The following is a 26,109-nucleotide window of genomic DNA, read 5'->3' as shown; positions in this document are numbered from 1 at the left end:
GTGTGGCTCGAATGTGCGCCGCCGAGCGGGCAGGATGTCCACGACGCCCACGCCCACGGAGCCCCCCATGCCGCGCCTGCCCTGCCTGCTGATCGCCTGCCTGATCGCTGCCGCTCCGCCGGCGCGCGCCGACGACACCCGCCTCTGGGACGTCTACGCCCAGCAGCTCAAGGGCGTGAAGTACGTGTCGCTCTCGCATGTGATCGCGCCGGACATCCCGGTGTGGCACGGCTTCGGACCCTCGACATTCGAACCGGCCCGCGACCCGGCCGATGGTCACGCCTACACCTATGCCAAGGACGGTTTCGAGGCCACGCGCTACACGCTGGCCACCGACCAGCTCGGCACCCAGCTCGATCCGCCCGCGCACTGGGCGCCGGAATATCCGGCCATCGACGAACTGCCGGCCAGCTACACGCTGCGCCCACTGGTGGTGATCTCCATCGTCGAGCAGGTCAAGCGCGACCCCGGCTATGCGCTGAGCGTGGCCGACATCGAGGCCTTCGAGCGGCGCCATGGCCGCATTCCGGAAGGGGCGGTGGTCTTCGTGCGCTCGGACTGGTCCAGGCGCTGGCCGGATCCGGGGCTGGCCAAACTGGAGCGCTTCCCGGGCGTGTCGCTGCCGGCGCTGAAGTTCCTGCACGAACAGCGCCACATCCTGCTGCACGGGCACGAGCCGCTGGACACCGACGACAGCCCCAAGCTGGAAGGCGAGGCCTGGCTGATGCACCACGGCTACGTCCAGGCCGAAGGCGTGGCGCACCTGGACCAGGTGCCGGAAGTCGGCGCGCTGGTGGCGATCGGCTTCCCAAGGTTCAAGGGCGGCACCGGCGGCTACGCCAGCTTCACCGCGATCTGCCCACCCGACTGGCCGCACGGCGTGGCCGCCGATCCGCGCCGCGATGCGCCGCTGCCGCGCTCGGACAAGCCGTTGCACTGGGATGCGGCCAAGGGCGTGCGCGTGCGTTGAGGCGCGCTTGCTTCAGTCCCGCCTGTGCCCAAGAATCCGCCATCACCCACACAGGCAGCGCCATGAAGCGAGTCACGGGCATCGGCGGCATCTTCTTCAAGGCACGCGATCCGGCCGCGCTGGCCGCCTGGTATCGCGATCACCTCGGTCTGGAGGTGGCCGACTGGAACGGCGCCATCTTCAACTGGGGCGGCGAGGGCAGCGCGCCGGGCATGACGCTATGGAGTCCGTTCGCGGCCGACACGACCTACATGTCGCCTGGCACCGCGTCCTTCATGGTCAACTTCCGCGTCGCCGATCTCGACGCGCTGCTGGTCGCGCTGCGCGGCGAGGGCTGCCACGTGTCCGACGAAACGCAGTCTTCCGAGCAGGGCAAGTTCGGCTGGGTCATCGATCCGGAAGGCAACAAGGTCGAGCTGTGGGAGCCGCCGGCGGGTCAGTGACCGCCGTGTACCTCACCACATCAGGTCGTCCGGCACCTTGAAGCGGTCCTGGTCGTAGAAGTCGTCGCCGGCGGGCGCGTTGTCCTCCGCCGCGGCCGATGCCTCGCCCTCCTTGCGGCCATGGTCGAGCAGTACGAACGATGCATCGCGTTCGTACACCTTCTGCGCGGCGGCGCGCGGGATCAGTTCCACGCCCTCGCCATGGCGCACGATCACCAGCGCGCCATTGGCCAGCTGGGCGCGCAGCGCGGTGTCGACCAGCACGGTGCGGATCGCCTTGCCGTCGTTGAAGCGGTACTCGACCTCGCCGCCGCGCTTGACCTTGTGCGTGTCCACGATCTGGCGGATCTGCGCCTGCAGCTCCTGGCGCTTGGCCTGCGCATTGCGCTCGGCGGCCAGGGCGCGGTCGCGCTCGGCGCGTTCGGCCTGCAGCCGGGCCGCATCGACCCGGTCCGCATCGGCAGGCGGCTTGGCCTGGCCCTTGGCCAGCCGCGCCTTGACCTGGTCGCGGGCGATCTGGTCGGCCTTGCCCTTCTTGACTAGGCCGGCCTTGAGCAGCTGTTCCTGCAGGGGATTGCGCATGGGTGGAGCGTGTCGTGGCAACGTCGGGCGCGCAGTGTAGCGCTGGGTTGTGTGCGGCATCGCGGGCGTGCCGCGCCGCGGCGCTTTCGCGAAAGGCTCACTGTGCGCCTAGCGCGCGCTGTGCCAGATCACAGGCCACCCAACTACCGTCATCCCCGCGAACGCCGGGATCCATGGACTTCCGTGCAGGTCGAGCAACGTCCATGGGTTCCCGCGTTCGCGGGAACGACAAATCTTTGGGTTCTTCCCCAGCTTAAGTCCTTCCCTCAAGGACAAAAGCCGTGCCTGATGACGGGCAATCTGCGGGCCGTCGATGCCTCGGCGAACGCCAGACCCGGCATCGCCACCCGTCAAGGCGCCGCCTGCACGCAATATCGGTTGGACGAGGCGATGCCCGAGGCGTCCTCGGCGGTGAATTCGATCCTGGCCGGCTCGGTCTTGCCGCGCTTGCCCTGCTTGGCCGGCAGCAGCTCGGTGCGGTAGAGGCCGGTCAGGTGGCAGACGCCGTCGATCTCCTGGGTGTTGCCGCGCACGCCGATCCGCAGCGCCTCTTCCGGCGCGCCGCTCGAGGCCACGGTGAACAGGTTGCTGTCCTTGTCGTTGCACTTGGGCTCGTGCAGCGACTCCAGGTCGAGCACGACCACCTGATGGTCTTCCTGCGGCGGCGCGCTGCCGACGACGTTGTCCGGCGTGACCGAGGGCTTCCACACCGGGATCGGCGTGCGGCCATCGCCGGCCTTGCAGGTCGGCACGCCCGGCACCAGGTCGCCGACCGAGGCCATCGCCGGTGGCCCGGCCTGCGAGGGCACGGGCTGGGGCACGTTGTCCTGCGGCGGCAGGGTCGGGGCCGAAGCGCCCGGCGCGCCTGGCGCGATCGGGTTGGCGCCGGCACTGGAGGCGGTGCAGTTGCCGTTGCTGCAGATCTCGCCCTGCTCGCAATCGGCGTTGGCCTTGCACTCGGCGGGCGCCGGCTCGGACACCGGCGGCGGTGCGGTCGGTTCGGGCGTGGCAGCGGGTTTGCAGGCGGCGCACAGCAGCACCAGGGCGGACGCGGCGATTCGTAACTTCATCACTTCCCTCCACGGCGCGATGCCGCGAGCAAGCGCGCATCATGACCGGGAACGGGATTAAAAAGTTGTTGTGCGGTTGTCTGTAGATGGCAAAACCGGGCACGACGCGGCGAGCGGATCAGCGCGACCGGTTGCGCTGCTCCAGGTAGTGGCGCAATAGCTGGCGCAGTTCGTCCAGCGCGGCCTGGCTGCCGGGCTGTAAGGCCAGGCTGCCGGCCGCCTTGATCAGCAGGACGACCGCTTCGGCCGCGGCCGAAGCCTGGGCCGCAGGCACGGTGCCGGCCTGGCGCAGGATGTCGGCCACGCCCTGGCGCATGTCCTCGCGCAGCCGCGCGCGCAAGGCCTCGTCGCCGGTGATCTCCACCAGGACCAGCGCGGCGGTGCGTTCGGCCTTGCGGTCCAGGGCCAAGCCGAGCAGCGCATCGGCCAGCGCGTCGGGCGCCAGCGTGGCGGCGCGTGCCTCGAGTTCGGTCAGCGCCCGGTGCAGGTCCTCGGTGTAACGCTCCAGCAGCGTGGCCACCAGCGCATCGCGGGTGGGGAAGAACCGGTATAGCGATCCGATCGCCGTGCCCGAGCGGGCCGCGATCTCGGTCATGGTGACCGCCGCGCCCTGGTCGATGAACAGCTGGGTGGCCGCTTCCAGGATCGCCGCGACGCGATCGCGGCCGCGCTGGCGCTTGGGGGCGATGGCCTGGGTTGACTTTTGCGAGGGCATCCTCACAATTCTCATATGCGAGTCGATCCTCGCATTTTAGCCCACCCACTTCGTGTTGTGTTTCTTGTCCCCTGGAGATCCCCATGTTGACGCTGTCCCCGCGCCGTACGGCGCTTGTGTTGATCGATCTGCAGCACGGCATCACCGCCATGCCGCTGCAGCCCATCAGTGGCGAGGAAGTCGCGGCCCGCGGCCGCGCCGCCGCGGCCCGCTTCCGCCAGGCCGGCGCGCAGGTCGTGCTGCTCAATGTCGATTTCGGCGCGGACATGGTCGATGCGCCGCGCCAGCCGGTCGACCGGCCGCTCGGCGGCGGCCCGCTGCCGGCCGACTGGTCGCAGCTGCACGACGGCCTGGTCCAGCCCGGCGACCTGCGCGTGACCAAGCGTCAGTGGGGCGCCTTCACCGGGACCAGCCTGGAGCAGCAGCTGCGCCGCCGCGGCATCGACACCATCGTGCTGGGCGGCATCGCCACCAACTTCGGTGTCGAGTCCACCGCGCGCCACGCCTGGGAGCTGGGCTTCGCCGTGGTCGTCGCGCCGGATCTGTGCGCCAGCGTCTCGGAGGAGCTGCACCGGATGACGCTCGAACACGTGCTGCCGCGCGTGGCGCGCATCGTCCCCAGCGACGCGCTGCAGCTGCAGGCGTAGCGGCATCGCGAGCACTGCCCCATGGGGAGCCGCGCTGGGGAACGCGGCGCCCCATGGCAAGCCTGGATGAGGCGCGTTGCGGCGTGTCCAACCGAGGGCCAAGACTGATCACGGTTCGCAGCGGAATCGCAGCAGCCGGACGTTCCTCCTGGCGGGACGTTCCGGCTCGGCATCGCTGGGCGAGGCCGACGGCCAGGCGCAGGATGTGCGGCATCTTCCGGTGAGCGAGCGCGTGCGATGACCGATCCCCTGGCCTTGGTGGCGCCCGGCGCCATGGGTGCGGCGCTTGGCGCGCGCCTGGTGGCACACGGCGTGCCGGTGCTCACCGCGCTGGAGGGCCGCAGCGCGTCCAGCCGGGCGCGTGCCGAAGCCGCCGGCCTGCGCGTGGTGGCCACCGGCGAGCTGATGCAGGCGCGCTGGTTCCTGTCGGTGGTGCCGCCGGCGCAGGCGATGACCCTGGCGCGGGAGTTCGCGGGCTGGTGCCAGGGCGTGGCGCGGCCGCCGGTGTTCGTCGACCTCAACGCGATCAACCCCGACACCGCAGTGCAGGTGCAGGCGGTGATCGAGGCGGCGGGTGCGCGCTTCGTCGACGGCTGCATCCTCGGCTTTCCGCCCAAGGGCGAGGCGCCCGGCCCGACCATTTACCTGTCCGAAGACGCGGCCGAGCTGGCCACCCTGCTGGAGGCCCATGGCCTGCAGGCACGCACGCTGCGCGGTGGCGTCGGCGCGGCCAGCGCGCTGAAGATGGCCTACGCCGGCATCAACAAGGGCGTGGCGCTGCTGGGCGCCGCCATGGCCCTGGCGGCGCAGCGCCACGACGCGGGCGAGGCCCTGCGCGCGGCGCTGGGGCAGACCCATCCCGCGCTGCTGGCGCAGCTGGACCATGCGCTGCCGGACCTGCTGCCCAAGGCGCGGCGCTGGGCGCCGGAGATGGAGGAGATCGCCGCCTTCATCGGCCCGGAACGGCCCGAGGCCGGGATCTACACCGCGCTGGCCGCGCACTGCCGCGCGCTGGCCGACGATCTGGATGGCGCAGGCGAGGCGGCCGCGGTGCTGCGCGCCTTCCCCGCCACCTGAAGCGCGTGCCTACAGCAGCGCCCACACCATCTGCAGGATCGCCCACAGCGACACCACCCAGATGATCGAGCGCAGGTAGGGAATCCCGATCACGTACACCGGCAGATAGGCCAGCCGCGCCCAGAAGTACAGCTGCGCGGCCAGCGCCGTGTGCGGGCTGGTGCGGCCCAGGGCGACCACGGCGAGCACGCCGGCGGCGAAGAACGGGAAGGTCTCCAGGAAGTTGGCGCTGGCCCGCTGCGCCCGCGCGGGCGGGCCGCGCAGCGGTTCGACAGGGGCATCGCGGTTGCCGGCGTTCCAGGCCACGCCGCGCTTGGCGGTGACCAGGGCGGCGGCCAGCAGCACATAAGCCAGGCCCAGCAGGATGGACCAGGCCAGCAGCTTCAGTTCGATCGGCATGGGGTGGCTCGGCTTGCTCGGAGAGGGAGCGCAGTGTCCCGCATCGGCGCGTGAAGGGGCCGGGCGCTCAGGCGGCGACCGGCTCGGTCAGTTCCAGCAGCGCGCAGACGTGGTTGGCGATGGCCAGCGCGGAGGTCAGGCCCGGCGATTCGATGCCGAACAGGTTCACCAGCCCGGCGATGCCGTGGTGCGCGGGTCCGTCGATGCGGAAGTCCGCATTGGCCTGGCCCGGGCCGCTGATCTTGGGCCGGATGCCGGTATAGGCCGGCTGCAGCGCGCCGTCGGCCAGGCCGGGCCAGTAGCGGCGGATCGCGGCGTAGAAGCGCTCGCCGCGGCGCGGGTCCAGCGTGTAGTCGAGCGTGTCGACCCATTCCACGTCCGGGCCGAAGCGCGCGCGCCCGGCCAGGTCCAGGGTCAGGTGCGTGCCCAGGCCACCGGGCTCGGGCAGCGGATAGACCAGATGCGTGAACGGCGTGCGCCCGGCCAGGCTGAAGTAACTGCCCTTGGCGAACCACGCCTGCGGCACATGCGCCGGGGCCAGCCCGCGCATGGCGGCGGCCAGCACCGGCGCACCGTGGCCGGCGCTGTTCACCAGCAGGTCGGCGTGCAGCCGCATCGGGCTGTCGCCGCCGACCTCGATCGCAAAGCCCTGGTCTTCGCAGGCGATGGCGTTCACCGGCGCGCGCAGGGCCAGCAGCGCGCCCTGCGCCTCGGCCTCGCCCTGCAGGGCCAGCATTAGGCCGTGGCTGTCGATGATGCCGGTGCTGGGCGAGAGCAGCGCGGCCACGGCGTGCAGGTCCGGCTCCAGCGCGCGCACCTGGTCCGCATCGAGCTCGCGCAGGTCGCTCACGCCATTGGCCAGCGCATCCTGGCGGATCTGCGCCAGCCCTTCGCGCTGGGCGTCGTCCACCGCGACGATCAGCTTGCCGCAGCGGCGATGCGCCACGCCGGTGCGCTGGCAGAAAGCGTACAGCTGCTGGCGGCCCTGCACGCATAGCCGCGCCTTGAGCGAACCGTGCGGGTAGTACAGGCCGGCATGGATGACCTCGCTGTTGCGCGCACTGGTGCCCGTGCCGATCGCCGACTCGGCCTCCAGCACCAGCACCTCGCGCCCGGCCAGCGCCAGCGCCCGCGCCACCGCCAGGCCGACCACGCCGGCGCCGATCACCACGCTGTCCACGCGTTCCATACCGCCACTCCAGATTGATTCGATGCCGTGCGCGCAGGGCGTGCACCTCCCACCACACGGCAATTACGGCCCAGTCGGGACGCGGCCTGGGTTCGGTGCGGTTGCCGTAGTGTGGGGTGTCGCCTCTCCGCCGGACTTCCCGCATGACGCCATCGCCGCTCGGCACTGCCTTGAACTGGATGGGCGACAGCCGGTTGCTGGTCCCGGTCATGCTGGTCCTGGGCGGGCTGTGGTGGGGGCGCAATCCGCGCCTGGCCGTGGCATGGGCTGCCACGCTGGTGGCGCTGGGCGGCGCGATCGTGGTGTCCAAGCTGGCCTACAAGGCCTTCGGCGTGGACTGGCGCAGCGTCGGCTTCTTCACCATCAGCGGCCACAGCGCGCTGGCGGCGATGCTGTATCCGGTGCTGGGCTATCTGCTGGCCGCGCATGCCGCGCCGACGACGCGCCTGCTGTCCACCCTGATCGGCGTGGCGCTGGCGGTGGCCGTGGCGGTGGCGCGGGTGCTCAGCTTCCGCCACACGCCGGCGGAGATCGTGGTCGGCCTGGGGCTGGGCCTGGCCGCCTCGGGCTGGATGCTGGGGCGCTGGCGCGCCCAGTTGGCCTTGCCGCCGCATGCGGCGCCGTGGGTCGTGGGCACGGCGATGGTCGCCGGTTTCGCGGTGTGGCTGGTGCCCAACGTGCCGGCCGAGCGCGTGCTGTCGCATATCGCCTGGCGGATTCGGGGGTAGGCGCTGTCGGGGGCTTCGAGGCGGGAGCGGGCGACGGATGGCGTCGCTCCCGCCAGGTTGGGAACCCGATGGCATCGAGGCGGTGTGCGAAAGCCGCTGGGTTCCCGCCTTCGCGGGAACGACGGTAGTGGGTGAGCGGGTGTTTCGAGATGCGGAGCCGCCGGGGGCAAGGTGTGCGCGCAGGAGCGACGTTGCGCATGCACGCCCTGCAAGTGCTTCGCCCTCATCTCGATGCCCGTGACGCGCGCATGGGCACGTGCATGGCAGCATGCGCGCCATGCCGCCGCGCCGCCTCGACACGCTCCACATCGCCTCAGGGCTGCTCTGCCTGCTGCTGGCCGGCTGCGCGACCCAGCCCAAGGCGCCGCAGCGCAACCCCGATGCGGTGCGCGCCGACATCGTGCGCAAGCTGCCGGCCACGCTGTCCAACGCGCAAGGCTGGGCCGACGACGTCTACGTGGCGCTGACCGCGCAGGGCATCGACCCCAGCCCCGAACACGTCTGCGCGGTGCTGGCGGTGACCGAGCAGGAGTCCACCTATCAGGCCGATCCGCCGGTGCCCGGCCTGCCGGCGATCGCTCGCGGCGAGATCGACCGCCGCGCGGCGGCGCTGCATGTGCCGGGCCTGCTGGTCGATGCGGCGCTGCGCATCACCTCGCCCGATGGGCGCAGCTACGCCCAGCGCCTGGCCGCGGTGCGCACCGAGCGCCAGCTCAGTGAGCTCTACGAGGACTTCGTCGGCATGGTGCCGCTGGGCGGCAAGCTGTTCGGCGGGCTCAACCCGGTCCGCACCGGCGGGCCGATGCAGGTGAGCATCGCCTTCGCCCAGACGCGCACGCGCGGCTATCCGTATCCGCTGCAGGCCGGCGTGCGCCACGAGGTGTTCACCCGGCGCGGTGGGCTGTATTTCGGCACCGCCCATCTGCTGGGCTATCCGGCGCATTACGACGCGCTGCTGTACCGCTTCGCCGATTTCAACGCCGGCTGGTATGCCAGCCGCAACGCCGCCTTCCAGGCCGCGGTCAGCCGCGCCTCGGGCATCAAGCTGGCCCTGGACGGCGACCTGCTGCGGCCCGGCGCGGGCATGGACGATCCGGGCGCCACCGAGCGCGCGGTGCGCGCACTGGGCGCACGCCTGGACATGGACGAGGGCCAGATCCGCCGCGCGCTGCAGCAGGGTGACACGCTGGCGTTCGAGGACAGTGCGCTGTATGCACGCGTGTTCGCCCTGGGCGACGCGGCGGCCGGTCGGCCGCTGCCGCGCGCGGTGCTGCCGGGCATCCGGCTGGAGAGCCCCAAGATCACTCGCCAGCTGACCACCGCCTGGTTCGCCGACCGGGTCAACGCGCGCTGGCAGCGGTGCATGCGCCGCTGAGCGCCGGGCGCGTTTCGGTCAGCGAAAGCGGACAGGCTGGCGTTGGATGCGCTTGGCCGCGTTACCGAGCGCCTTAAGATGCGTTGGCCCCCCTTTGCCATCGCCGCGCAGTCGCACCACGCGCCTGCGCAAGCTCGCCATGACCGCGCTTCCGCCCGACACGTCGCCGCAGCTCGAAGCCATGCTCCAGGCGCTGGAACAGGCCCTGCCTGCGCTGGTGGCCGCGCACCCGGCGCCGGGCGATTTCTGGAATGCGTTCATGCTCCGGCTGGACGAGATCGAGGCATGCGCACCGCCGGAGCTGGACCTGACCGCACGCGTGAATGCGATGCTGGCGCCGCATGGGATGCGGATCGCGGTGGCGAACTAGGCGCCGTTCGCAACCCGCAGAAGCGACGCGCTGCGCGGATTCGTGCAGAAGTCGAAGGCGCTGGGTTCCCGCGTTCGCGGGAACGACGGGTTGCTTGGGCCGCCCCGATCCCGTGCTCCAGGCGCATGACCTTCGTCACTGGGCGCGGCGGCCGTGCACGGTGAGCATCGCGGTTAATCGATCCGCATCGGACTCCAGGACATCCCCATGAGCGCAGGACAGGGTTCGGCAGGCAACGTCATCGCCGCCATCTGCAGTTTCTTCATCCCGGGACTGGGCCAGCTGTTCCAGGGGCGGCTGATCTCGGCGGTGCTGTGGTTCCTGACCGGCTGCGTGGCCTTCGTCATCACCTGGCTGATCACGCTGTCGCTGCTGCCCTTCGGCTGGTTCATCATCAGCGTGCTCTCGTGCATCAACGCGGCGGTGTATCGCCGCGCACCCTGACCGACGCCGCTAGCGCGGCGCGGCCTCGAGCAGCTTCACCAGACTCCACAGCGTGTGGTTGACCGGGGTGGCGATGCCATGTTCCCGGCCCAGCCGCACGACGGCGCCGTTGAGATGGTCGATCTCGCTAGGCCGGCCGCGCGCCAGGTCCTGCGCGGTGGAGGAGCGCTGGCCGGCCATGTTGCGTGCCAGGCCGTAAGTGGCGTCCCACAGGTCGTCGGGCAGCGTGATGGACGCGGCCGCGGCCACCGCCGTGCATTCGTCGAAGACCGCGCGCATGGTGTCCTTGATCCCCGGCACCTGTACCAGCAGGCCGTAGGGCTGCTGGGAAATGGCCGACAGCGCGTTGTAGCAGCAGTTGATCACCAGCTTGGCCCAGAGCGCCTCGGCCACGTGGTCCGAGACTTCGCTCGGGATGCCGGCCTCAGTCAGCATCGCGGCCAGCGCGGCGCTGGTCGCCCCTGCGCCGATCACCAGCTCGCCGCGGCCGTGGTGGCGCACATGCGCCGGGCCGGCCATCTCGGTGCCGACGTAGACCACGGTGGGGATGACGGGGCGCTGCAGCGCCTGCGCCAGGCGTGCGGCATTGTCCACGCCGTTCTGCAGGCTGAGCACCTGGGCCTGCGGCGCGAGCCAGGGCGCGAGCGCGGCGCCGGCCGTCTCGGTGTCGCCGGACTTCACGCAGCACAGCACCAGCTCGGTCTCGGCCGCGGCGGCGGCGTCGGTGCTGGCCTGCAGCGCGACCACGCCATCGAACGCGGCCGACTCCAGCCGCAGGCCGTGGGCCTGCACCGCTTCGACCAGCGGCGCCCGGCCGATCAGGGTCACCGCGTGGCCGGCGCGCGCCAGCATGGCGCCGTAGTAGCAGCCGACTGCGCCGGCTCCCATCACCGCGATACGCATCGCGGCCTCCTTGGTTCATGGGAAAGCCACGGACTTTAGAGCGTGTCGCGGGGTGAGGTAAGGGCGGTGATCGGAACCTGTCGTTCCTGCAGAGGGGCGAGCGCGGTGTCGTTGGCTTTCAGGATCGCGCGAAAGGCGCTGGGTTCCCGCGTTCGCGGGAACGACGATAGGAGGCTGTGAGCCGATCATGCCAAGCCGCGTCGGCGAGACGCGCAACGCGGGATCGACCGTTTCATGGCGGGCCTGCACGCAGCCCAGAGCCCGCCATGCACGCTAGCCGATCGGCGCGCGCCGCGTCCCGCTGGGAAGATCGATCAGCGGCGCGGCAGCGCCGGCCTCGTTGCGGATCCGTTCGGCCAGGCGCAGCGACAGCGCGACGATGGTCAGGGTCGGGTTGGCGTAGCCGCCACTGGGGAACACCGACGAACCGGTGACGTACAGATTCTCCACGCCGTGCACGCGGCCCTCGCGATCGACCACGCCGCTGCGCGGGTCGTCGTGCATGCGCGTGGTGCCCAGGAAATGCGTGGTGGAGGTGGTCTTGATCTCCATCGGCCGGCGGATGTGGAAGGTGCCCAGGCCGCTGCGCGCCAGTTCGCGCGCCACGATGTCCTGGCTGCGGTGGACCAGGGCGATGTCCTGATCGTGCCAGCGCCACTGGATCTCGATCAGGCGGTTGCCCAGATCGTCGCGCTCCTGGCCCAGGCGCACGCGGTTGTCGTAGCGCGGCGGCTGCTCGACCTGGTGCAGCACCTCGAAGTGGTCCAGGCGGTGGCTGGGCTCGCCCTGGCGCGACCAGCCGCCCACGCCCAGGTGCGAGATCGGGCGGCGCAGGCGGTCGTTGTACTGCTGCAGCACGCCGTCGACGCCCAGCGCCGCGGCCACCAGGTCGCGCTTGCGCGGCAGCTGCTTGCGGCGCAGCGCCTCGCGCACGCGCTGCGAGGCGCGGAAGCCGATCTCGCGCCGGCGCGACATGCTGCGCCGGGGGAACAGGATCGTGCTGAGGTTGACGCTGGGCTCGCCGCGCAGGGTGGCATCGGTCAGCTGCAGATGGCCCATGGCCGAGGTGCCATCGACGCGGCGCAGGTCGTACAGCGCCATGCGGTCGATCAGCTTGCGCGAGCTCGGGGTGAAGGTGCCGCCGAAGACCAGCGGATGGTCCATGAAGTAACGCCCGACCAGCCCGTGCTGGTTGCCGATGCCGTCGGCGAGCACATCGTCGGAGGCCAGCAGCAGCTGCGGCGTGGCCAGGCCGCCCTGCGCCAGCACGATGGTGTCGGCCTCGAACACCAGCGCATGACCGGGCTGCGCCAGGGCGTGCACCGCGCGCACGCGCCCGCTCGACGCATCCAGCTGCAGGCGCGCGGCGGTGGCGTTGTAGTAACAGGTGATGTCGCGCGAGGCGCCGATCAGCTCGCGCTGGCCGCTTAGCACGACTTCCTTGTCGGCGAAGTGGAACATGCTGGTGCGCAGGCCGCTGCCTTGCAGCGGCAGGCGCGGCGCATCGGCGCCCTCCCAGTAGCCCGGGCCGTAGTGCCACGGCGGCAGCTCGAACCATTGCTGGGCGCGCGCATAGAACGGCGCCAGCTCGGCGATGGACAGCGGCCAGGCGCTGTCGGGCAGCCACGGCCGCGCCTCGAAATCGACCGCGCTGAGCGTGGTCAGACGCAGGTGGTTGGCGCCTGTGCCCGCGTCGACCAGCCAGCGGTTGGCGTTGCCGCCAAACCGGCGCGTGGTCCAGATGCCCTGGTGGCCGTCGAACACCGAGGTGCTGGCCGGCTGGCCGCGGGCGGCGTGATCTTCGTCCAGGCCGCCGCTTTCCAGCAGGGTGACCTTGAGGCCGCAGTGGCGCAGCGCGGTGGCCACGGCGATGCCGGCGGGGCCGGCACCGACGATGCAGACGTGGGAGCGAACGGTTGCGCCGCGGGGCAGCGCCTTGGCATCAACGAACATGAACGCACATCCTGTCGATCAGACGGTCGAATCCGGGCGCCGGAGGCGTCCTTCCCCCCAGACAACGCGGGCGAGGCGCCTGACAGGACAGTCAGCTGGCCACGGTCTTGCCCCCTCCCTTTCGCCGAAGGCGAAGGGGAGGGCCGGGGAGGGGTCGCTTTTGATTTTGCTGTTGCCGTTGCTTTCGCACTTGCCCCTCGCCAATACCGCAGAAGCTCAGAAGCAAAAGCGAACCCCCTCCCAACCTCCCCCTTGCGCTGCGCGCAAAGGGGAGGGGCCCTCCGGCGGCATCCAGCTAGCGGCACAGGACACGTCGCCTCGAGCCGAACCGCGATCACGCCCAGCGCATGAGCCCGCAAAATCCGCCCCCTCCCTTTCGCCGAAGGCGAAGGGGAGGGCTGGGGAGGGGTTGGCTGTTGCTGTTGCTGTTGCCGTTGCTTTCGCCCCTCGCCAACGGCGAGCACTGCAATAGCAAAAGCGACCCCCCTCCCAGCCTCCCCCTTGCGCTGCGCGCAAAGAGGAGGGGCGCTCCGGCGGCATCCGGCCAGCGGCATGGGACACGTCGCCTCGAGCCAAACCACGATCACGCCGAGCGCATGAGCCCTCAAGATCCGCCCCCTCCCTTTCGCCGAAGGCGAAGGGGAGCTCGAAGTCGCGAGCTAGCGACTGAGGGGGAGGGGTTGGCTGTTGCCGTTGCCGTTGCTGTTGCTTTCGCCTCTCGCCAACGGGCCGATTCCCGGATCACCCTGAGCCAGCTCAACTGCGGCCCCTGTCACGATCCGCGATCGCACACGGCCTTGCTTCATGACCATCGTGTCAGGATCCGGTGCTCCTGCCCCACGCGGGCGCCGCCCGAATGAAGCCGCATGGGATCGGACAAGGACCGCCTGGCCGCCATCCAGTCGCTGCGGGCCGTGGCCGCGCTGATGGTCGTCCTGCACCACGCGCGCAACCCGATTCCCTGGCTGTGGAACCCGCTGGCGCACTACGAGGCGTTCGCCTCCGGGGTGGACATCTTCTTTGTGATCAGCGGCCTGATCATGTACGTGGCCGCACGCGACGAACGCTGGCGCGAGTTCATCGGCAAGCGGGTGATTCGGGTGGTGCCGCTGTACTGGATCGCGACCCTGGCGCTGCTGGCGATCGAGCTGCTGCGCCACCAGGCGCGCCTGGACGCCAGTGAACTGTGGCACCTGCTGCAGTCGCTGTTCTTCATCCCGCACCCGAGCCCGGACAAGCATGGCGAGCTGTATCCGCTGCTGGCCGTGGGCTGGACGCTCAACTACGAGATGTTCTTCTACGCGCTGTTCTGCGTCGGCATCGTGCTCAGGCGCGTGGTGGCGGTGCCGACCGTGCTGATTCTGGCGCTGGTCGCGGCAGGTGCGCTGGGCGAGCCCCAAGGCCCGCTGGCACGCACCTACACCAGCCCGCTGCTGCTCGAATTCCTGTGCGGACTCTGGCTGGGCGTGCTCTACCGCCGCGGCCGTGCCGATCGTCTGCCGGGCTGGCTGCTGCCGGCCGGCCTGGCGGGGCTGCTGCTGTTGCCGGCGCTGTCGGAGGAGGAGCTCGCACTGGCGGGCCGGATCGTGTGCGGTGTCGCGGTCGTGGCCGGTGCGATCGGGCTGGGCACGCGCGCGCCGCGCCACCCGCTGCTGGAGCGGCTGGGCGATGCCAGCTACTCGATCTACCTCACCCATACCGTGGTGGCGCTGCTGCTGGTGCAGGCGCTGTGGGCGCGTATTCCGCTGCATGGGCCGCTGCAGCTGGCGGGCTATCTGCTCACCGTGCTGTGGGTGAGTGCGCTGGTCGGGCTGGCCAGCTATCGCTGGCTGGAACGTCCGATCACGCGCGGGTTACGCAGGGCGTGGATGGAGCGCGTCGCACGTCGCAGGGCGGCCGTCGCCGAAGAGGCTACGGAGACGCGCTAGGACGGCCGACAGTCCGTCGTTCCCGCGCATGCGGGAATCCAGTGCCTTTCAAGCGAAAGCTTGACGTCCTTGGGTTCCCGCTTTCGCGGGAACGACGATGGTGGGGGCAATGGCGCTAAGTCGTCTGACACACCTGGACGCGCCACGCCGCCGCCTCACCAGCCGTAGAGCTTCCAGTACACCGGCGAGATGTCGCCGCGGTTGGGGTCGCTGGAGCGGTCCAGCCTGCCGTCGCCGTTGTCGTCGTAGAGGTAATAGGCCGGGCCACGGCTCGGGGTGATCTTGACCATGCGCAGGGCGCCGGCGACGCGATATTCCTGGATGACATCGCCGTTGTCCTCGGTGCGCACCGCCACGTCGGCGTCGGGCAGGTCCATCTCGGTCAGGTCCTGGCCGCCGTGGCGCGCGCCGCCGCCGCTAGCGCAGCCGGTGAGCAGGATCCCGCCGCTCAGCAGCAGGCAGGTCAGGACGGGCATCAGGCGCTTCATGGCGGCATCTCGCAGGTGGGAACCGCGCCGATTATCCGCCTGCGCGCGTGCTGCCGGGTGACGGCCGGTGACGCGGAGGCGCGGCGTAGAATCTGCGCATGACAAGACTCGTACTGATCGACGGCTCCAGCTACCTCTACCGCGCCTTCCACGCGCTGCCGCCGCTGAGCAACGCGGCCGGCGAACCGACCGGCGCGCTGTTCGGCGTGGTCAACATGCTGCGCGCCACGCTGAAGGAGCGGCCCGAGTACGTCGCCTTCGTGGTCGATGCGCCCGGCAAGACCTTCCGCGACGACCTGTACCCCGAGTACAAGGCCAACCGCGCGGCGATGCCCGACGACCTGCGGGCGCAGGTCGAGCCGATGATGAAGATCGTCCACGCGCTGGGCATCGACATCCTGCGTGTGGAAGGGGTGGAGGCCGACGACGTGATCGGCACCCTGGCCGTGCAGGGCTGCCGCGACGGGCTGCAGGTGACCATCTCCACCGGCGACAAGGACTTCGCCCAGCTGGTGCGCCCGGGCGTGGAACTGGTCAATACCATGAGCGGCAGCCGGATGGATTCGGACGCGGCGGTAATGGAGAAGTTCGGCGTGCGCGCCGACCAGATCGTCGACCTGCTCTCGCTGATGGGCGACACGGTGGACAACGTGCCCGGCGTGGAGAAGTGCGGCCCCAAGACCGCGGCCAAGTGGCTGGCCGAGTACGGCACGCTGGACAACGTCATCGCCAACGCCGGCAGCATCAAGGGCAAGATCGGCGACAACCTGCGCGCGGCGCTCGAGCGCCTGCCGCTCAACCGCGCGCTGGTGACCATCCGCACCGACGTGCCGCTGGAAGTGGCCGCCCAGGACCTGGCGCTGCGCGAGCAGCACGTGGACGAACTGCGCGAGCTCTACGCGCGCTATGGCTTCAACCAGGCACTGAAGGAGCTGGACGGCGGCAGCGTGTCGGTGCCGGTCGCGGAAAAAGAGCCGGGCAGGGCGCGCGGCACCGGCTTTAGTGCCGCGCCCGCGCCGGCTGTCGTGCCCGATCTCGATCCGGCGCTGTCGGCCGCGGGCGAATACGAGACGCTGCTGACCACCGAACAGCTCGATGCCTGGATCGACACCCTCAAGGCCGCCGGCCGCTTCGCCTTCGACACCGAGACCGACAGCCTGGACCCGATGCAGGCCAACCTGATCGGCCTGAGCTTCGCCGCCGAAGCGGGCAAGGCCGCCTACCTGCCGCTGGGCCACAACTATCCGGGTGCGCCGGCGCAGCTGCCGCGCGAGGATGCGCTGGAGGCGCTGCGCCCGCTGCTGACCGATGCGGACGTGGAGAAGATCGGCCAGCACGGCAAGTACGACCTGCATGTCATGCGCCGTCACGGCGTGGAAGTGGCCGGCTACACCCAGGACACGCTGCTGGAGAGCTTCGTGCTCAACTCCGGCAGCGCCCGCCACGACATGGACAGCCTGGCCAAGCGCTACCTGGGCTACGACACGGTCAAGTACGAGGACGTGTGCGGCAAGGGTGCCAAGCAGATCCCGTTCTCGCAGGTGTCCCTGGAGGACGCCACCCGCTACGCGGCCGAGGACGCCGACATCACCCTGCGCCTGCACCAGGTGCTGTCGCCCAAGCTGGCCGCCGAGCCGGCGCTGGATTCGGTCTATCGCCACATCGAGATCCCGCTGGTGCCGGTGCTGGCGCGGATCGAGGCCAACGGCGTGCGCGTGGATGCCGACGAGCTGCGCCGCCAGAGCGCCGACCTGTCCAAGCGCATGCTCGCCGCCCAGCAGAAGGCGACCGAACTGGCCGGGCGCAGCTTCAACCTGGATTCGCCCAAGCAGCTGCAGGCGCTGCTGTTCGACGAGCTGGGCCTGCCGGCGGTGGTCAAGACGCCCAAGGGCCAGCCCTCGACCAACGAGGAGGCCCTGGAGGCCATCGCCGAGGCGCACGAGCTGCCGCGCGTGATCCTGGAATACCGCGGCCTGGCCAAGCTGCGCAGCACCTATACCGACAAGCTGCCGGAAATGATCCATCCGCAGACCGGCCGCGTGCACACCAGCTACCACCAGGCCGGCGCGGCGACCGGGCGCCTGTCCTCGTCCGATCCGAACCTGCAGAACATCCCGATCCGCACCGAGGACGGCCGCCGCATCCGCCGCGCCTTCGTCGCCCCGCCCGGGCGCAAGCTGGTGGCCTGCGACTACTCGCAGATCGAGCTGCGGATCATGGCCCACCTGTCCGGCGATCCCGGCCTGGTCGGCGCGTTCGAATCCGGCGCCGACGTGCACCGCGCCACCGCGGCCGAGGTCTTCGGCCGCAGCATCGACCAGGTCACGTCCAACGAGCGCCGCGCCGCCAAGGCGATCAACTTCGGCCTGATGTACGGCATGAGCGCCTTCGGCCTGGCGCGCCAGCTGGGCATCGGCCGCGGCGAGGCGCAGGACTACATCGCCCTGTACTTCAGCCGCTATCCGGGCGTGCGCGACTACATGGAGGCCACCCGCCAGCAGGCGCGCGAGCAGGGCTATGTCGAGACCGTGTTCGGCCGCCGCCTGTATCTGGACTACATCAACGCCGGCAGCCAGGGCCAGCGCGCCGGCGCCGAGCGCGCGGCGATCAACGCGCCGATGCAGGGCACCGCGGCGGACATCATCAAGCGCGCGATGGTCAGGGTGGACGCGTGGCTCGCCGACCATCGCGAGCGTGCCATGATGATCCTGCAGGTGCACGACGAACTGGTGTTCGAGGCCGAGGCCGACTTCGTCGAGACCCTCGCCGCGCAGGCGCGCAGCCTGATGGCGGGCGCGGCGACCCTGGCCGTGCCGCTGGAAGTCGATTGTGGGGTCGGCGACAACTGGGACGAGGCGCACTGATTGGCCGTGCGGATGTGTCGCGAACTGGACGTGGCGCGTATAGCGCCTTTGTGTCAGGCGGCGCAATAAAACCCGCAATCCAGGCCGCCAACACGGCGTTGCGGCCTACGCGATGCTGGCGAAACAGCCAGTTACATCGACATTTTCGAGATAACGAGAAATTAATTTCAGAACTGACCAGTTTATGATCTGAATATCCCCTAAATTCAACGGGTTTTTAACTGGATCCTTCACGATCTATCCATGTTGGGAGTGCTTTCATAGCCCTCGACAGATGCAAGGTCTGTCGCGGATCGCCCCCCATCCCCTGGGGCCGATCTCTGGTACGAAGAGCCCCTCCCCAGGCTCCCGTACCCTGGCCCCGCCGAGCTCCCCCTGCTCCGCGGGGCTTTTTTATGCCCGATCGTCGGCTTGCGGTCGCACCAACCCGCCGTCGCCACGCGCGTCTGCCCGAAAAGCCTGCTTCGCCAACCCGCCTCGACCCGGTCGGGCGCGACTCCTCGCTCGGTCAGCCCTCGACGGCGGACTCGCCGCCGCGGACCATCCTAAGGCCCGCTCGCCGCTCGCCTGCCCGGGCCGACGCTCTGCGGCGAATGGATCAGGACTTCTTACGGCAAGAAGGCATCCAGCAAGCGCTTTGCCCCCCCCTTTGCCGCAGGCGAAGGGGGGAGGGCCGGGGTGGGGTGCTCTTGCTTCGGCGGCTTGCCCGGCAAAGCCCCGACTCCTCCCCATCCCTCCCCTGCGCTGCGCGCAAGGGAGGGGGCTCAAGCCAAAGCCCTGTGACCTGACGCGCTGCCCCACGGAGTCGAAACGCCTTCCCGCCCGCAACCCCAAAGACCTGACCGGCGCGACAGGTTTTAAGCGACACTTCGCGCCTTCCGGTTGAGCCGCTTCGTGGTGTGGTGCGCATGTCGCCGTTCCCTTCTCGTCCGCTGTCCCGTCCGTCATGCGCGTCCTGATCGTCGAGGACGATGCGGCCATCGCCGAGGCCGTGGTCTCGGCCATGCGCCAGCAGGGGCATGCGGTGGATCATCTGGCCGATGGTTCGCGCGCCGATCTGGCGCTGCGCGACACCGAGTACCAGCTGCTGGTGCTGGACCTGGGCCTGCTGGGGCCCATGGATGGCGTGCAGGTGCTGCAGCGCCTGCGCGCCCGCGCGGCCACCACCGCAGTGCTGGTGATCACCGCACGCGAAGGGCTGGAGGATCGCGTGCAGGTGCTGGACCTGGGCGCCGACGATTACCTGGTCAAACCCTTCGCCCTGAAGGAGTTCGAGGCACGGGTACGTTCGCTGCTGCGGCGCATGGTCAGCCAGGGCGCGCCCGAACTGCGCCTGGGCCAGCTGCGCCTGGACCTGGCCGGCCACCGCGCCTGGATCGGTGAAGACCCGCTGGAGCTGACCGCCCGCGAGTTCGGCCTGCTCGGCGCACTGGCCACGCGCACCGGCCGGGTTGCCAGCCGCGCCCAGCTGGTCGAAGTGCTGTGCGGCTGGGATGCGGACATCAGCGACAACGGTCTGGACATCGCCATGTATCGCCTGCGCCGCAAGCTGCAGGGCAGCGGCGTGGGCGTGCGCACCATCCGCGGCCTGGGCTATCTGCTGCAGGAGCAACAGGACACAGGCGATGACGCCTAGGGCCTGCAGGGGGATCGATGGCCGGCCCTAGCCCGCACCCCAGCCTGCGCCGGCGGCTGGTGCTGTGGCTGGCGGTGCCCATGCTGGTGCTGCTGGGGCTCGATGCCGGGCTGACCTATCGCGTGGCGCTGCATTACGCCAACCGCGCGCACGACAGCAGCCTGGCCGACGACGCGGTCACCCTGGCCGAGCTGCTGCGGCGCGAGCCGCAGTCGCACGCGCTGTCCCAGCAGGCGCAGTTCCTGCTGCGCTACGACCCGAACGGGCCCAACTACTTCGCCGTGATCAGCCGGCGCCACGGCCTGCTCTACGGCGACAGCGGCCTGGGCAACACGCGGATGCCGGTGCCGGGGACCAAGCCGGTGCTCTACAAGGGCTTCCACGACGAGCACCATCTGCGCATGGCGACCGTCGGCCTGGCCTCGCCGTACGAGGCCGGCGACACGCTGGGGGTGACGGTCGCCGAGACCCTGCGCGAGCGCCACCGCAGTGCCCGCGACGTGCTGCTGATGACCCTGCCGCTGCAGGCCGGCCTGATCGCCGTGGTGCTGGTGCTGGTCTGGGTCGGCGTCGATCGCGGGCTTGGCCTGCTGGCGCCGCTGACCCGGCGCCTGGCCGAACGCGAGCAGGCCCTGGCGCCGGTGACCGAGCCCGACGTGCCGCGCGAGATCCTGCCGCTGACCCGCGCGCTGGACGCCCTGTTCGTGCGCGTGCGCGGCGCGATCTCCCTGCAGGAACGCTTCATCACCGACGCCGCCCACCAGCTGCGCACGCCGCTGGCGGGCCTGCAGCTGCATGCCGAACGGGCGATGACGGCGCAGGATCCGGCCCAGCTGCAGCAGTCGCTGGCCCACATCCTGGCGCAGACCGCGCGTGCGGCCCGGGCCTCCAACCAGCTGCTGGCGCTGAGCCGCGCGCAGGCGCCGCATCCGCGCGAGGAGATGCATGAACCGCTGGCCCTGGACCGGCTGGTGCCGCGCGCGGTGGCCGCCCGCGTGCCCGAGGCGCTCGATGCCGGGCTGGACCTCGGCTACCAGCCCCCGGAGACGCCCGTGCCTGCGATCGTCGGCGAAGCGCGCGGGGTGCAGGAGCTGCTCGACAACCTGATCGACAACGCCCTGCGCTATGCCGGCAAGGGCCGCAGCATCACCGTCGGCCTCTCGGCCGAGCAGGCGCGGGTGATCCTGAGCGTGGAAGACGATGGCCCGGGCGTGCCCGACGCGCTGCGCGCGCGGCTGGGCGAGCGCTTCTTCCGCGTGCCCGGCACCGGCGGCGAGGGCACGGGCCTGGGGCTCGCGATCGTCCAGGGCATCGCCAGCCACCACCAGGCCGAGGTGGCGTTCCTGCGCGGCGCGCAGGGTGGGCTGCGGGTGGAGGTGCGCTTCCCCGCAGCGGCGCGGCCGGAGACGGCGGCCGACCCGGGCAAGCACAACCTGGCGTAAACCCCGCCGCCGCCCCGGCGCGGACGAAAGCCAGCGGAAAACCTCGCGTGACACCCTGCCGGCCTCTTCAGTGAGGTGGCACGTGATCCGTTCAAGCGAATTCTTCTTCGAAGGTGGCCGCAACGGCGTGCTGCTGATCCATGGCCTGACCGGCACGCCGGCCGAGATGCGCCGGGTCGGCACCGGCCTGCACCGCGCCGGCTTCACCGTGCACGGCGTGCAGTTGGCCGGCCACTGCGGCGACCTGGACGACCTGATGGCCACCGGCTGGCGCGACTGGTACGCCAGCGTCGAGCAGGCCGCGGACACCATGGCGACGAAGGTGGACCGGATCTTCGTGGCCGGCCTGTCGATGGGCGCGCTGCTGTCGCTGGAGCTGGCCGCCCAGCGCCCCGAGCTGGTGTCGGGCGTCGGCGTGTATGGCGCGACCTTCGTCTATGACGGCTGGAACATCCCGTGGACGCGTCACCTGTCCTTCCTGCTGCCGCTGTTCAAGGCCACCGGCATCGGTCGCGACCGCATGTTCATGGAGGAGCCGCCGTTCGGCCTGCGCGACGAGCGCCTGCGCGCACAGATCAGCGCGGCGATGCAGGGCGCGGACAGCAGCGTGGCCGGGCTGCCGGGCAACCCCTGGCATTCGCTGGCCGAGCTGCGCGCGCTGGCGGCGCGGGTGCGCCGGCACCTGCCCCAGGTCACCGCGCCCTGCCTGGTGGCGCATGCCACCGAGGACGATGTGGCCAGCCTGCGCAATGCGCAGTGGGTGCTGGACGGCGTGTCCGGGCCGACCGAGTTCCTGCCGATGCACGAGAGCTATCACATGCTGACCCTGGACCGGCAGCGGCGCCTGCTGACCGAGCGCACGGTGGAATTCTTCCAGCGCCTGGCGCAGCCGGAAGCGGCGCCGCGGGCGAGCGTCGATGCGCCGTACCGGTACGAGGCACTGGCATGAGTCTGGCGGTGGCCCTGCTGTGGCTGCTGACCGTGGTGGTGGATACCGCGGGCCAGCTGGCCTTCAAGGCCGCGGCGGTGGATGGCGGTGAGGCCGCAGAGACGCTGGCGCGCTGGCGGCACCGGCTGGCGCGGCCGTGGCTGTGGCTGGGCATCGCCTGCTATGTCGTGGAGTTCCTGGCCTGGGCGGCGTTCCTGTCGCTGGTGCCGCTGTCGCGCGGCGTGCTGCTGGGCTCGGTCAACATCCTGGCGCTGATGCTGGCCGGGCGGCTGTTCTTCGGCGAGCGGCTGACGCCGCTGCGCGTGGCCGGCATGGGCCTGATCGGACTGGGCGTGGCGGTGGTGGGAGTGGGAGGATGAAGCGGCTGTACGTGTTCGGCTTTCCGCTGCTGATGGCGTTCGACACGCTGGCGCAGCTAAGCTTCAAGCTTGCCGGCGATCACGCCCTGCCGCTGGAATGGGGCCTGCCCTGGCTGCAGCGGCTGTTCGGCCAGCCGTGGATCTATGGCGCGATCCTGGGCTACATCGGCGCCTTCTTCACCTGGATGACGCTGCTGGAGCGCGCGCCGATCGGCCCGGCCTTCGCCGCCTCGCATCTGGAAGTGGTCAGCGTGCTGCTGGTCTCGGCCTGGCTGCTGGGCGAGCCGATCACCCTGGTGCACCTGGTGGGGGCGGCGTTGATCCTGGCCGGCGTGGCCTGCCTGGCGCGTGCCGAAACCCAGACCGCCGAGATCGCCGGTGCTGCCGCGACGTGAACTGCCGCCCACGGCGGGGCTGCCGCTGCGCTGGACCGACCTGCTGCCCGGCGATGCCGGGCTGGAAGCGCGGCTGGCGCAGCTGTTCGACCTGCCCGCGCCGCTGCTGACCTGCTCGGGTACCGCGGCGCTGGTGCTGGCCCTGCGCGCGCTGCGGCGTCTGGCGCCGACGCGCGATGAGGTCGTGGTGCCGGCCTACACCTGCCCGCTGGTGGCCATCGCGGTGCAGACCTGCGGACTGCGCCTGCGCCTGGGCGAGCTGCGCGAAGGACACTTCGATCTCGATCCGGTCGCCCTGCGCGGCCTGTGCGGGTCGCGCACGCTGGCGGTGCTGCCCACCCACCTGGCTGGTCGCGTGGCCGAGGTCGCCGACGCGGTGGGCGCGGCGCGCGCCTGCGGCGCCTGGGTGATCGAGGACGCGGCCCAGGCGCTGGGCGCGCGCGTGGACGGGCGCAGCGTCGGCCTGCGGGGCGACATCGGGTTCTTCAGCCTGGCCGCGGGCAAGGGCTTGTCGCTGTACGAGGGCGGCGTGCTGGTCAGCGCCGATCCGGTGCTGCGCGCGCTGCTGGCCGAGGAGGCAGCGCAGGTGCCCTCGAGTGCAGGCTGGGAGCTGCGTCGCAGCGCCGAGCTGCTGGGCCTGGCGCTGGCCTATCGGCCGCGCGCGCTGGCCCTGGCCTATGGCCTGCCGCTGCGGCGCGCGCTGGAGCGCGGCGATCCGGAAGCGGCGGTGGGCGATGTGTTCGGGCCGGAGATTCCGCTGCACCGCGTCGGCGCCTGGCGGCGCATGGTCGGCGTGCATGCCAGCGCGCGGCTCCCGGCCTTCCTGCACGACGCGCGCGATCGCGCCCTGGCCTGGAAGCAGAAGCTGCAAGCCGTGCCCGGCGTGCAGGTCTACGACGACCGCCCCGGCGAACACGGCACCTGGCCGGTGCTGTGGCTGCGCCTGCCCGACCGCGCGCGCCGCGACGCGGTGCTTGAGCGGCTATGGACCGCCGGCCTGGGCGTGAGCCGCATGTTCATCCACGCCTTGCCCGATTACGCCTATCTGCGCGACTGCGTGCCGCAGGCCGAGGTGCCGCAGGCGCGCGCACTGGCCGCGTGCAGCCTGACCATCGGCAACGGCCCCTGGCTGGATGAGGCCACGCGCGCGCGCATTCTCGACGTCCTGCGCCAAGGCGCGACGTAGAGCGGCGAGACGCGGGCTGTCAGGCCGCGACCGAAGCGGCGGCGATCAGGGGCAGCAGCGCCGCGTTCAGGGCGTGCTGGCCGGCCTGCCAAAGGGGCAGGACGTTCGGATCGGGCGGCTGCTGGCCGTCCAGCGCGGAGAGCAGGCGCTTGAAGGGCTGACGGTAGCGATGGTGCGAGATCTCGCCGGTGATGTCGCTGGCGACGATCGGCGCGGAGAGTTCGTCGATCAGGCGCCGCGCATCGGCCAGCTGGAAGCGGCCCTGGTCCCAGTTGGTGCGGGCCACGTCCTCGCCGAACACGTCCTTGTCGATGGACAGATAGACCGGCAGTGCGGCGTCGGCGCGTGCGGCGAAGGCGTCCAGCAGGCTGGCGCTGTCGGCGAAGCCGTGCACGGCGTGGCCGCAGCCCAGCGTGCGCGCCCAGCGCGTGTCCACGCCCAGGCACCAGTAGTGCACGCGTCCGGCGCGCAGCGGGCCGAGCACGTTCTCCCAGCAATGGCGCGTACCGGCGTCGGCCGAGCACAGGCCGACCATGTGCACGCGCGTCACCTGCGGCAGGGCCGCCACGCGCCGCACCCAGGAGCCGCAGTGCACGCCGAAGGGGTAGCGCATGTTGTCCGGATGGTTGTCCAGCACCACCACCTGCAGCGGGCCGCCGTGGCGCGCCGCCGCCTGCCGCACCAGCGGCCAGGTCAGGTGATGGAAATCGCCGCTGCCCAGCATCACCGTGCCGTGGGCGCTCTCCAGCGCCGGCTGCAGCTCGCGGGCCAGCCGTTCCAGCGTGGCCACGCCGCAGCCGAAGCGCACCGCGTCCTGCCAGGCACGCAGCGGCAGCACGCGCGCGCCCGGCAGCGGCCCGACCGCGCCGTCCAGGTCCAGCACCAGCGGTGCGCTCATCCGGCCACCTCGGCCTGCGGCACGCTGCCGGCTTCGTGTTCGAAGCGGTGCGCATGCCGGCGCAGCAGGCCGCGCAGCAGGGCGTTGCGCGGATACACCGCGTGCCGGGTGGGAGTGAGGCGCGCGCCGAGATAGCGCTTGATCTCCGGATCGGTCCAGCCGGCCACGTAGTGGCTCAGGCCCTGGCGGCGGGCGTGTTCGAGGTTGTGCATCCAGCTCACCGCGTACAGGTTGTGCTGGCGCGCCTGCGGATAGGCCAGGCCGATGTACTTGTCCACCAGCATGCCGGCGTGTTCGTAGCACAGGTTCCAGCCGATCAGCGCCTGATCGTGGTAATAGGCGAAGACGCGCCCGCCGCTGCCGCCGTCGCGCAGCAGGCCGTCGAGGAAGGCGCGGTCGAGCTGGTCGAAGTGGATCTGGCTCTGCGCGTAGACGTTGAGGTACAGCGCGTAATAGGTCGCCAGCGTGTCCGGCTCGTCGAAGCACGGCGCGCCGGTGGGCAGGCATTCGATGCGCAGGTCGGCGCGCGAGCGCAGCTTGCGGCGGATATCGCGGCGGCGGCCGGAGGACAGGCGCGCCAGATAGGCGTCCTCGTCGGCGAAATCGATCGGCACCCACGCCAGCTGCATGCCCTGCATCAGCACGAAGCCGCGCTCGGCCAGCGCCTGGGCGAAGGCCTGGGCGCGGCGATTGCCGTGCAGGCCGAGCAGGGGCGAGTCGTCGGGCAGATCCTTGACGATCAGCAGCGGCGCGCGCCGCGCCTGCGCCAGCACCTCGTCGGCCAACGCCTCCACGCTGCCGCTCAGCGGCAGCGGCGCGTATTCGGTGGCGGTGCAGCCGATGAAGCAGGCCGGCCACTCCAGCCAGCGGCGCCAGTGGCGATAGCCGGGCAGGCCGGTCACGCGCCGGCGCAGCGCATCGTCGGCGGTGGTCAGCAGATCCAGGCGGGCACGGAACAGCGGCAGGCCGCTGGACAGACGTTCGACCTGGAAACCAGGCGGCGGATGGGCCAGGAAGCTGTCGAGCAGCGCGTCGGGCTCGAGCTGGGTACAGGAGTACATGGCGGCTCCGCGAAGCACCGGCCGCTTGGCGCGGCCGG

26 protein-coding genes are annotated in these 26,109 nt (G+C 71.0%); 16 read left to right on the top strand and 10 right to left on the bottom strand.

The features are described 5' to 3' along the window. The first annotated feature begins 67 nt into the window (after positions 1-67). Together MWN52_RS17825 and MWN52_RS17820 are read left to right on the top strand one after the other, a co-directional pair. On the top strand, positions 68-970 hold the full coding sequence (locus MWN52_RS17825) for a cyclase family protein (protein ID WP_286575734.1): 903 nt from the start codon (positions 68-70) through the stop codon (positions 968-970). Positions 971-1,032: 62 nt separating this feature from the next. Then, positions 1,033-1,413, top strand: a complete 381-nt coding sequence (locus MWN52_RS17820; protein ID WP_130521643.1) for a VOC family protein — start codon at positions 1,033-1,035, stop codon at positions 1,411-1,413. Positions 1,414-1,425: 12 nt separating this feature from the next. Here the strand turns inward: MWN52_RS17820 and MWN52_RS17815 are convergent, their stop codons facing one another. From MWN52_RS17815 to MWN52_RS17805, 3 genes are all read right to left on the bottom strand, one after another. Beyond that, entirely contained in the window at positions 1,426-1,995 is a 570-nt protein-coding gene (locus MWN52_RS17815) for a DUF2058 domain-containing protein (protein WP_286575733.1), read from the bottom strand. Between the two features lie 350 nt (positions 1,996-2,345). Further along, on the bottom strand, positions 2,346-3,065 hold the full coding sequence (locus MWN52_RS17810) for a hypothetical protein (RefSeq protein ID WP_286575732.1): 720 nt from the start codon (positions 3,063-3,065) through the stop codon (positions 2,346-2,348). 118 nt (positions 3,066-3,183) lie between these two features. Continuing rightward, positions 3,184-3,780: a TetR/AcrR family transcriptional regulator gene (locus MWN52_RS17805; protein WP_165424419.1), complete on the bottom strand. Its 597-nt coding sequence runs from the start codon at positions 3,778-3,780 to the stop codon at positions 3,184-3,186. A gap of 83 nt (positions 3,781-3,863) precedes the next feature. Here MWN52_RS17805 and MWN52_RS17800 point away from each other — a divergent pair, with 83 nt between their 5' ends. Both MWN52_RS17800 and MWN52_RS17795 read left to right on the top strand, forming a co-directional pair. Next, positions 3,864-4,427, top strand: a complete 564-nt coding sequence (locus tag MWN52_RS17800; RefSeq protein ID WP_286575731.1) for a hydrolase — start codon at positions 3,864-3,866, stop codon at positions 4,425-4,427. A 237-nt stretch (positions 4,428-4,664) separates the two neighbouring features. Then, on the top strand, positions 4,665-5,504 hold the full coding sequence (locus MWN52_RS17795) for an NAD(P)-dependent oxidoreductase (RefSeq protein WP_286575730.1): 840 nt from the start codon (positions 4,665-4,667) through the stop codon (positions 5,502-5,504). Between the two features lie 9 nt (positions 5,505-5,513). On the opposite strand, the gene MWN52_RS17790 is transcribed toward MWN52_RS17795, so the two are convergent. Further along, positions 5,514-5,903 (bottom strand): MAPEG family protein, encoded by a 390-nt coding sequence (locus MWN52_RS17790; protein ID WP_130521649.1) that lies wholly within the window; start codon positions 5,901-5,903, stop codon positions 5,514-5,516. A gap of 67 nt (positions 5,904-5,970) precedes the next feature. Then, positions 5,971-7,092: an NAD(P)/FAD-dependent oxidoreductase gene (locus MWN52_RS17785; RefSeq protein ID WP_286575729.1), complete on the bottom strand. Its 1,122-nt coding sequence runs from the start codon at positions 7,090-7,092 to the stop codon at positions 5,971-5,973. A gap of 143 nt (positions 7,093-7,235) precedes the next feature. Between MWN52_RS17785 and MWN52_RS17780 the strand changes: the two genes are divergently transcribed. The 4 genes from MWN52_RS17780 to MWN52_RS17765 all read left to right on the top strand — a co-directional run bounded on the left by MWN52_RS17780 (position 7,236) and on the right by MWN52_RS17765 (position 10,009). Next, positions 7,236-7,820, top strand: coding sequence for a phosphatase PAP2 family protein (locus MWN52_RS17780; protein WP_286575728.1), 585 nt, complete (start codon positions 7,236-7,238; stop codon positions 7,818-7,820). A gap of 268 nt (positions 7,821-8,088) precedes the next feature. Next, a complete protein-coding gene (locus tag MWN52_RS17775) occupies positions 8,089-9,195 on the top strand; it encodes a DUF1615 domain-containing protein (RefSeq protein WP_425608054.1) in 1,107 nt (368 codons plus the stop codon). Between the two features lie 139 nt (positions 9,196-9,334). Next, positions 9,335-9,565, top strand: coding sequence for a hypothetical protein (locus MWN52_RS17770; RefSeq protein ID WP_286575726.1), 231 nt, complete (start codon positions 9,335-9,337; stop codon positions 9,563-9,565). Positions 9,566-9,772: 207 nt separating this feature from the next. Then, positions 9,773-10,009: a hypothetical protein gene (locus tag MWN52_RS17765; protein WP_130521653.1), complete on the top strand. Its 237-nt coding sequence runs from the start codon at positions 9,773-9,775 to the stop codon at positions 10,007-10,009. A 9-nt stretch (positions 10,010-10,018) separates the two neighbouring features. On the opposite strand, the gene MWN52_RS17760 is transcribed toward MWN52_RS17765, so the two are convergent. Further along, positions 10,019-10,912, bottom strand: coding sequence for a ketopantoate reductase family protein (locus tag MWN52_RS17760; RefSeq protein ID WP_286575725.1), 894 nt, complete (start codon positions 10,910-10,912; stop codon positions 10,019-10,021). A gap of 273 nt (positions 10,913-11,185) precedes the next feature. Continuing rightward, the gene (locus tag MWN52_RS17755; RefSeq protein ID WP_286575724.1) at positions 11,186-12,865 is read right to left on the bottom strand and encodes a GMC oxidoreductase; all 1,680 of its coding nucleotides are present in this window, start codon (positions 12,863-12,865) and stop codon (positions 11,186-11,188) included. An 866-nt stretch (positions 12,866-13,731) separates the two neighbouring features. Here MWN52_RS17755 and MWN52_RS17750 point away from each other — a divergent pair. Further along, on the top strand, positions 13,732-14,793 hold the full coding sequence (locus MWN52_RS17750) for an acyltransferase family protein (protein ID WP_286575723.1): 1,062 nt from the start codon (positions 13,732-13,734) through the stop codon (positions 14,791-14,793). Between the two features lie 155 nt (positions 14,794-14,948). On the opposite strand, the gene MWN52_RS17745 is transcribed toward MWN52_RS17750, so the two are convergent. Beyond that, the gene (locus MWN52_RS17745) at positions 14,949-15,260 is read right to left on the bottom strand and encodes a DUF2782 domain-containing protein (RefSeq protein WP_130561758.1); all 312 of its coding nucleotides are present in this window, start codon (positions 15,258-15,260) and stop codon (positions 14,949-14,951) included. Between the two features lie 119 nt (positions 15,261-15,379). Here MWN52_RS17745 and polA point away from each other — a divergent pair, with 119 nt between their 5' ends. The 7 genes from polA (at position 15,380) to MWN52_RS17710 (ending at position 24,112) form a co-directional block, all read left to right on the top strand. Continuing rightward, positions 15,380-18,145, top strand: a complete 2,766-nt coding sequence (gene polA, locus MWN52_RS17740) for a DNA polymerase I (protein WP_286575722.1) — start codon at positions 15,380-15,382, stop codon at positions 18,143-18,145. A gap of 946 nt (positions 18,146-19,091) precedes the next feature. Further along, entirely contained in the window at positions 19,092-19,781 is a 690-nt protein-coding gene (locus MWN52_RS17735) for a response regulator (RefSeq protein WP_130521806.1), read from the top strand. A 17-nt stretch (positions 19,782-19,798) separates the two neighbouring features. Then, on the top strand, positions 19,799-21,223 hold the full coding sequence (locus MWN52_RS17730; protein ID WP_286575721.1) for a sensor histidine kinase: 1,425 nt from the start codon (positions 19,799-19,801) through the stop codon (positions 21,221-21,223). Positions 21,224-21,305: 82 nt separating this feature from the next. Further along, positions 21,306-22,172 (top strand): alpha/beta hydrolase, encoded by an 867-nt coding sequence (locus tag MWN52_RS17725; protein WP_286575720.1) that lies wholly within the window; start codon positions 21,306-21,308, stop codon positions 22,170-22,172. Beyond that, entirely contained in the window at positions 22,169-22,531 is a 363-nt protein-coding gene (locus tag MWN52_RS17720) for an EamA family transporter (protein ID WP_130524719.1), read from the top strand. The genes MWN52_RS17725 and MWN52_RS17720 overlap by 4 nt, the downstream gene beginning before the upstream one ends. Beyond that, complete coding sequence (locus tag MWN52_RS17715) at positions 22,528-22,926, top strand: DMT family transporter (RefSeq protein ID WP_130524720.1); 399 nt, start codon at positions 22,528-22,530, stop codon at positions 22,924-22,926. Before MWN52_RS17720 ends, MWN52_RS17715 begins: the two co-directional genes overlap by 4 nt. Next, positions 22,910-24,112: a DegT/DnrJ/EryC1/StrS family aminotransferase gene (locus MWN52_RS17710; RefSeq protein WP_286575719.1), complete on the top strand. Its 1,203-nt coding sequence runs from the start codon at positions 22,910-22,912 to the stop codon at positions 24,110-24,112. The genes MWN52_RS17715 and MWN52_RS17710 overlap by 17 nt, the downstream gene beginning before the upstream one ends. Before the next feature lie 19 nt (positions 24,113-24,131). Here the strand turns inward: MWN52_RS17710 and MWN52_RS17705 are convergent, their stop codons facing one another. Together MWN52_RS17705 and MWN52_RS17700 are read right to left on the bottom strand one after the other, a co-directional pair. Beyond that, positions 24,132-25,010, bottom strand: a complete 879-nt coding sequence (locus MWN52_RS17705) for an arginase family protein (RefSeq protein ID WP_286575718.1) — start codon at positions 25,008-25,010, stop codon at positions 24,132-24,134. Then, positions 25,007-26,071, bottom strand: a complete 1,065-nt coding sequence (locus MWN52_RS17700; RefSeq protein ID WP_130521813.1) for a GNAT family N-acetyltransferase — start codon at positions 26,069-26,071, stop codon at positions 25,007-25,009. Before MWN52_RS17700 ends, MWN52_RS17705 begins: the two co-directional genes overlap by 4 nt. Between the last annotated feature and the right edge of the window lie 38 nt (positions 26,072-26,109).

The organism is Pseudoxanthomonas winnipegensis, assembly GCF_030322905.1.
Lineage (GTDB): Bacteria > Pseudomonadota > Gammaproteobacteria > Xanthomonadales > Xanthomonadaceae > Pseudoxanthomonas_A > Pseudoxanthomonas_A winnipegensis.
Note: the sequence above shows the minus strand (reverse complement) of the source record. Positions and strands in the feature narration are given on the sequence as shown.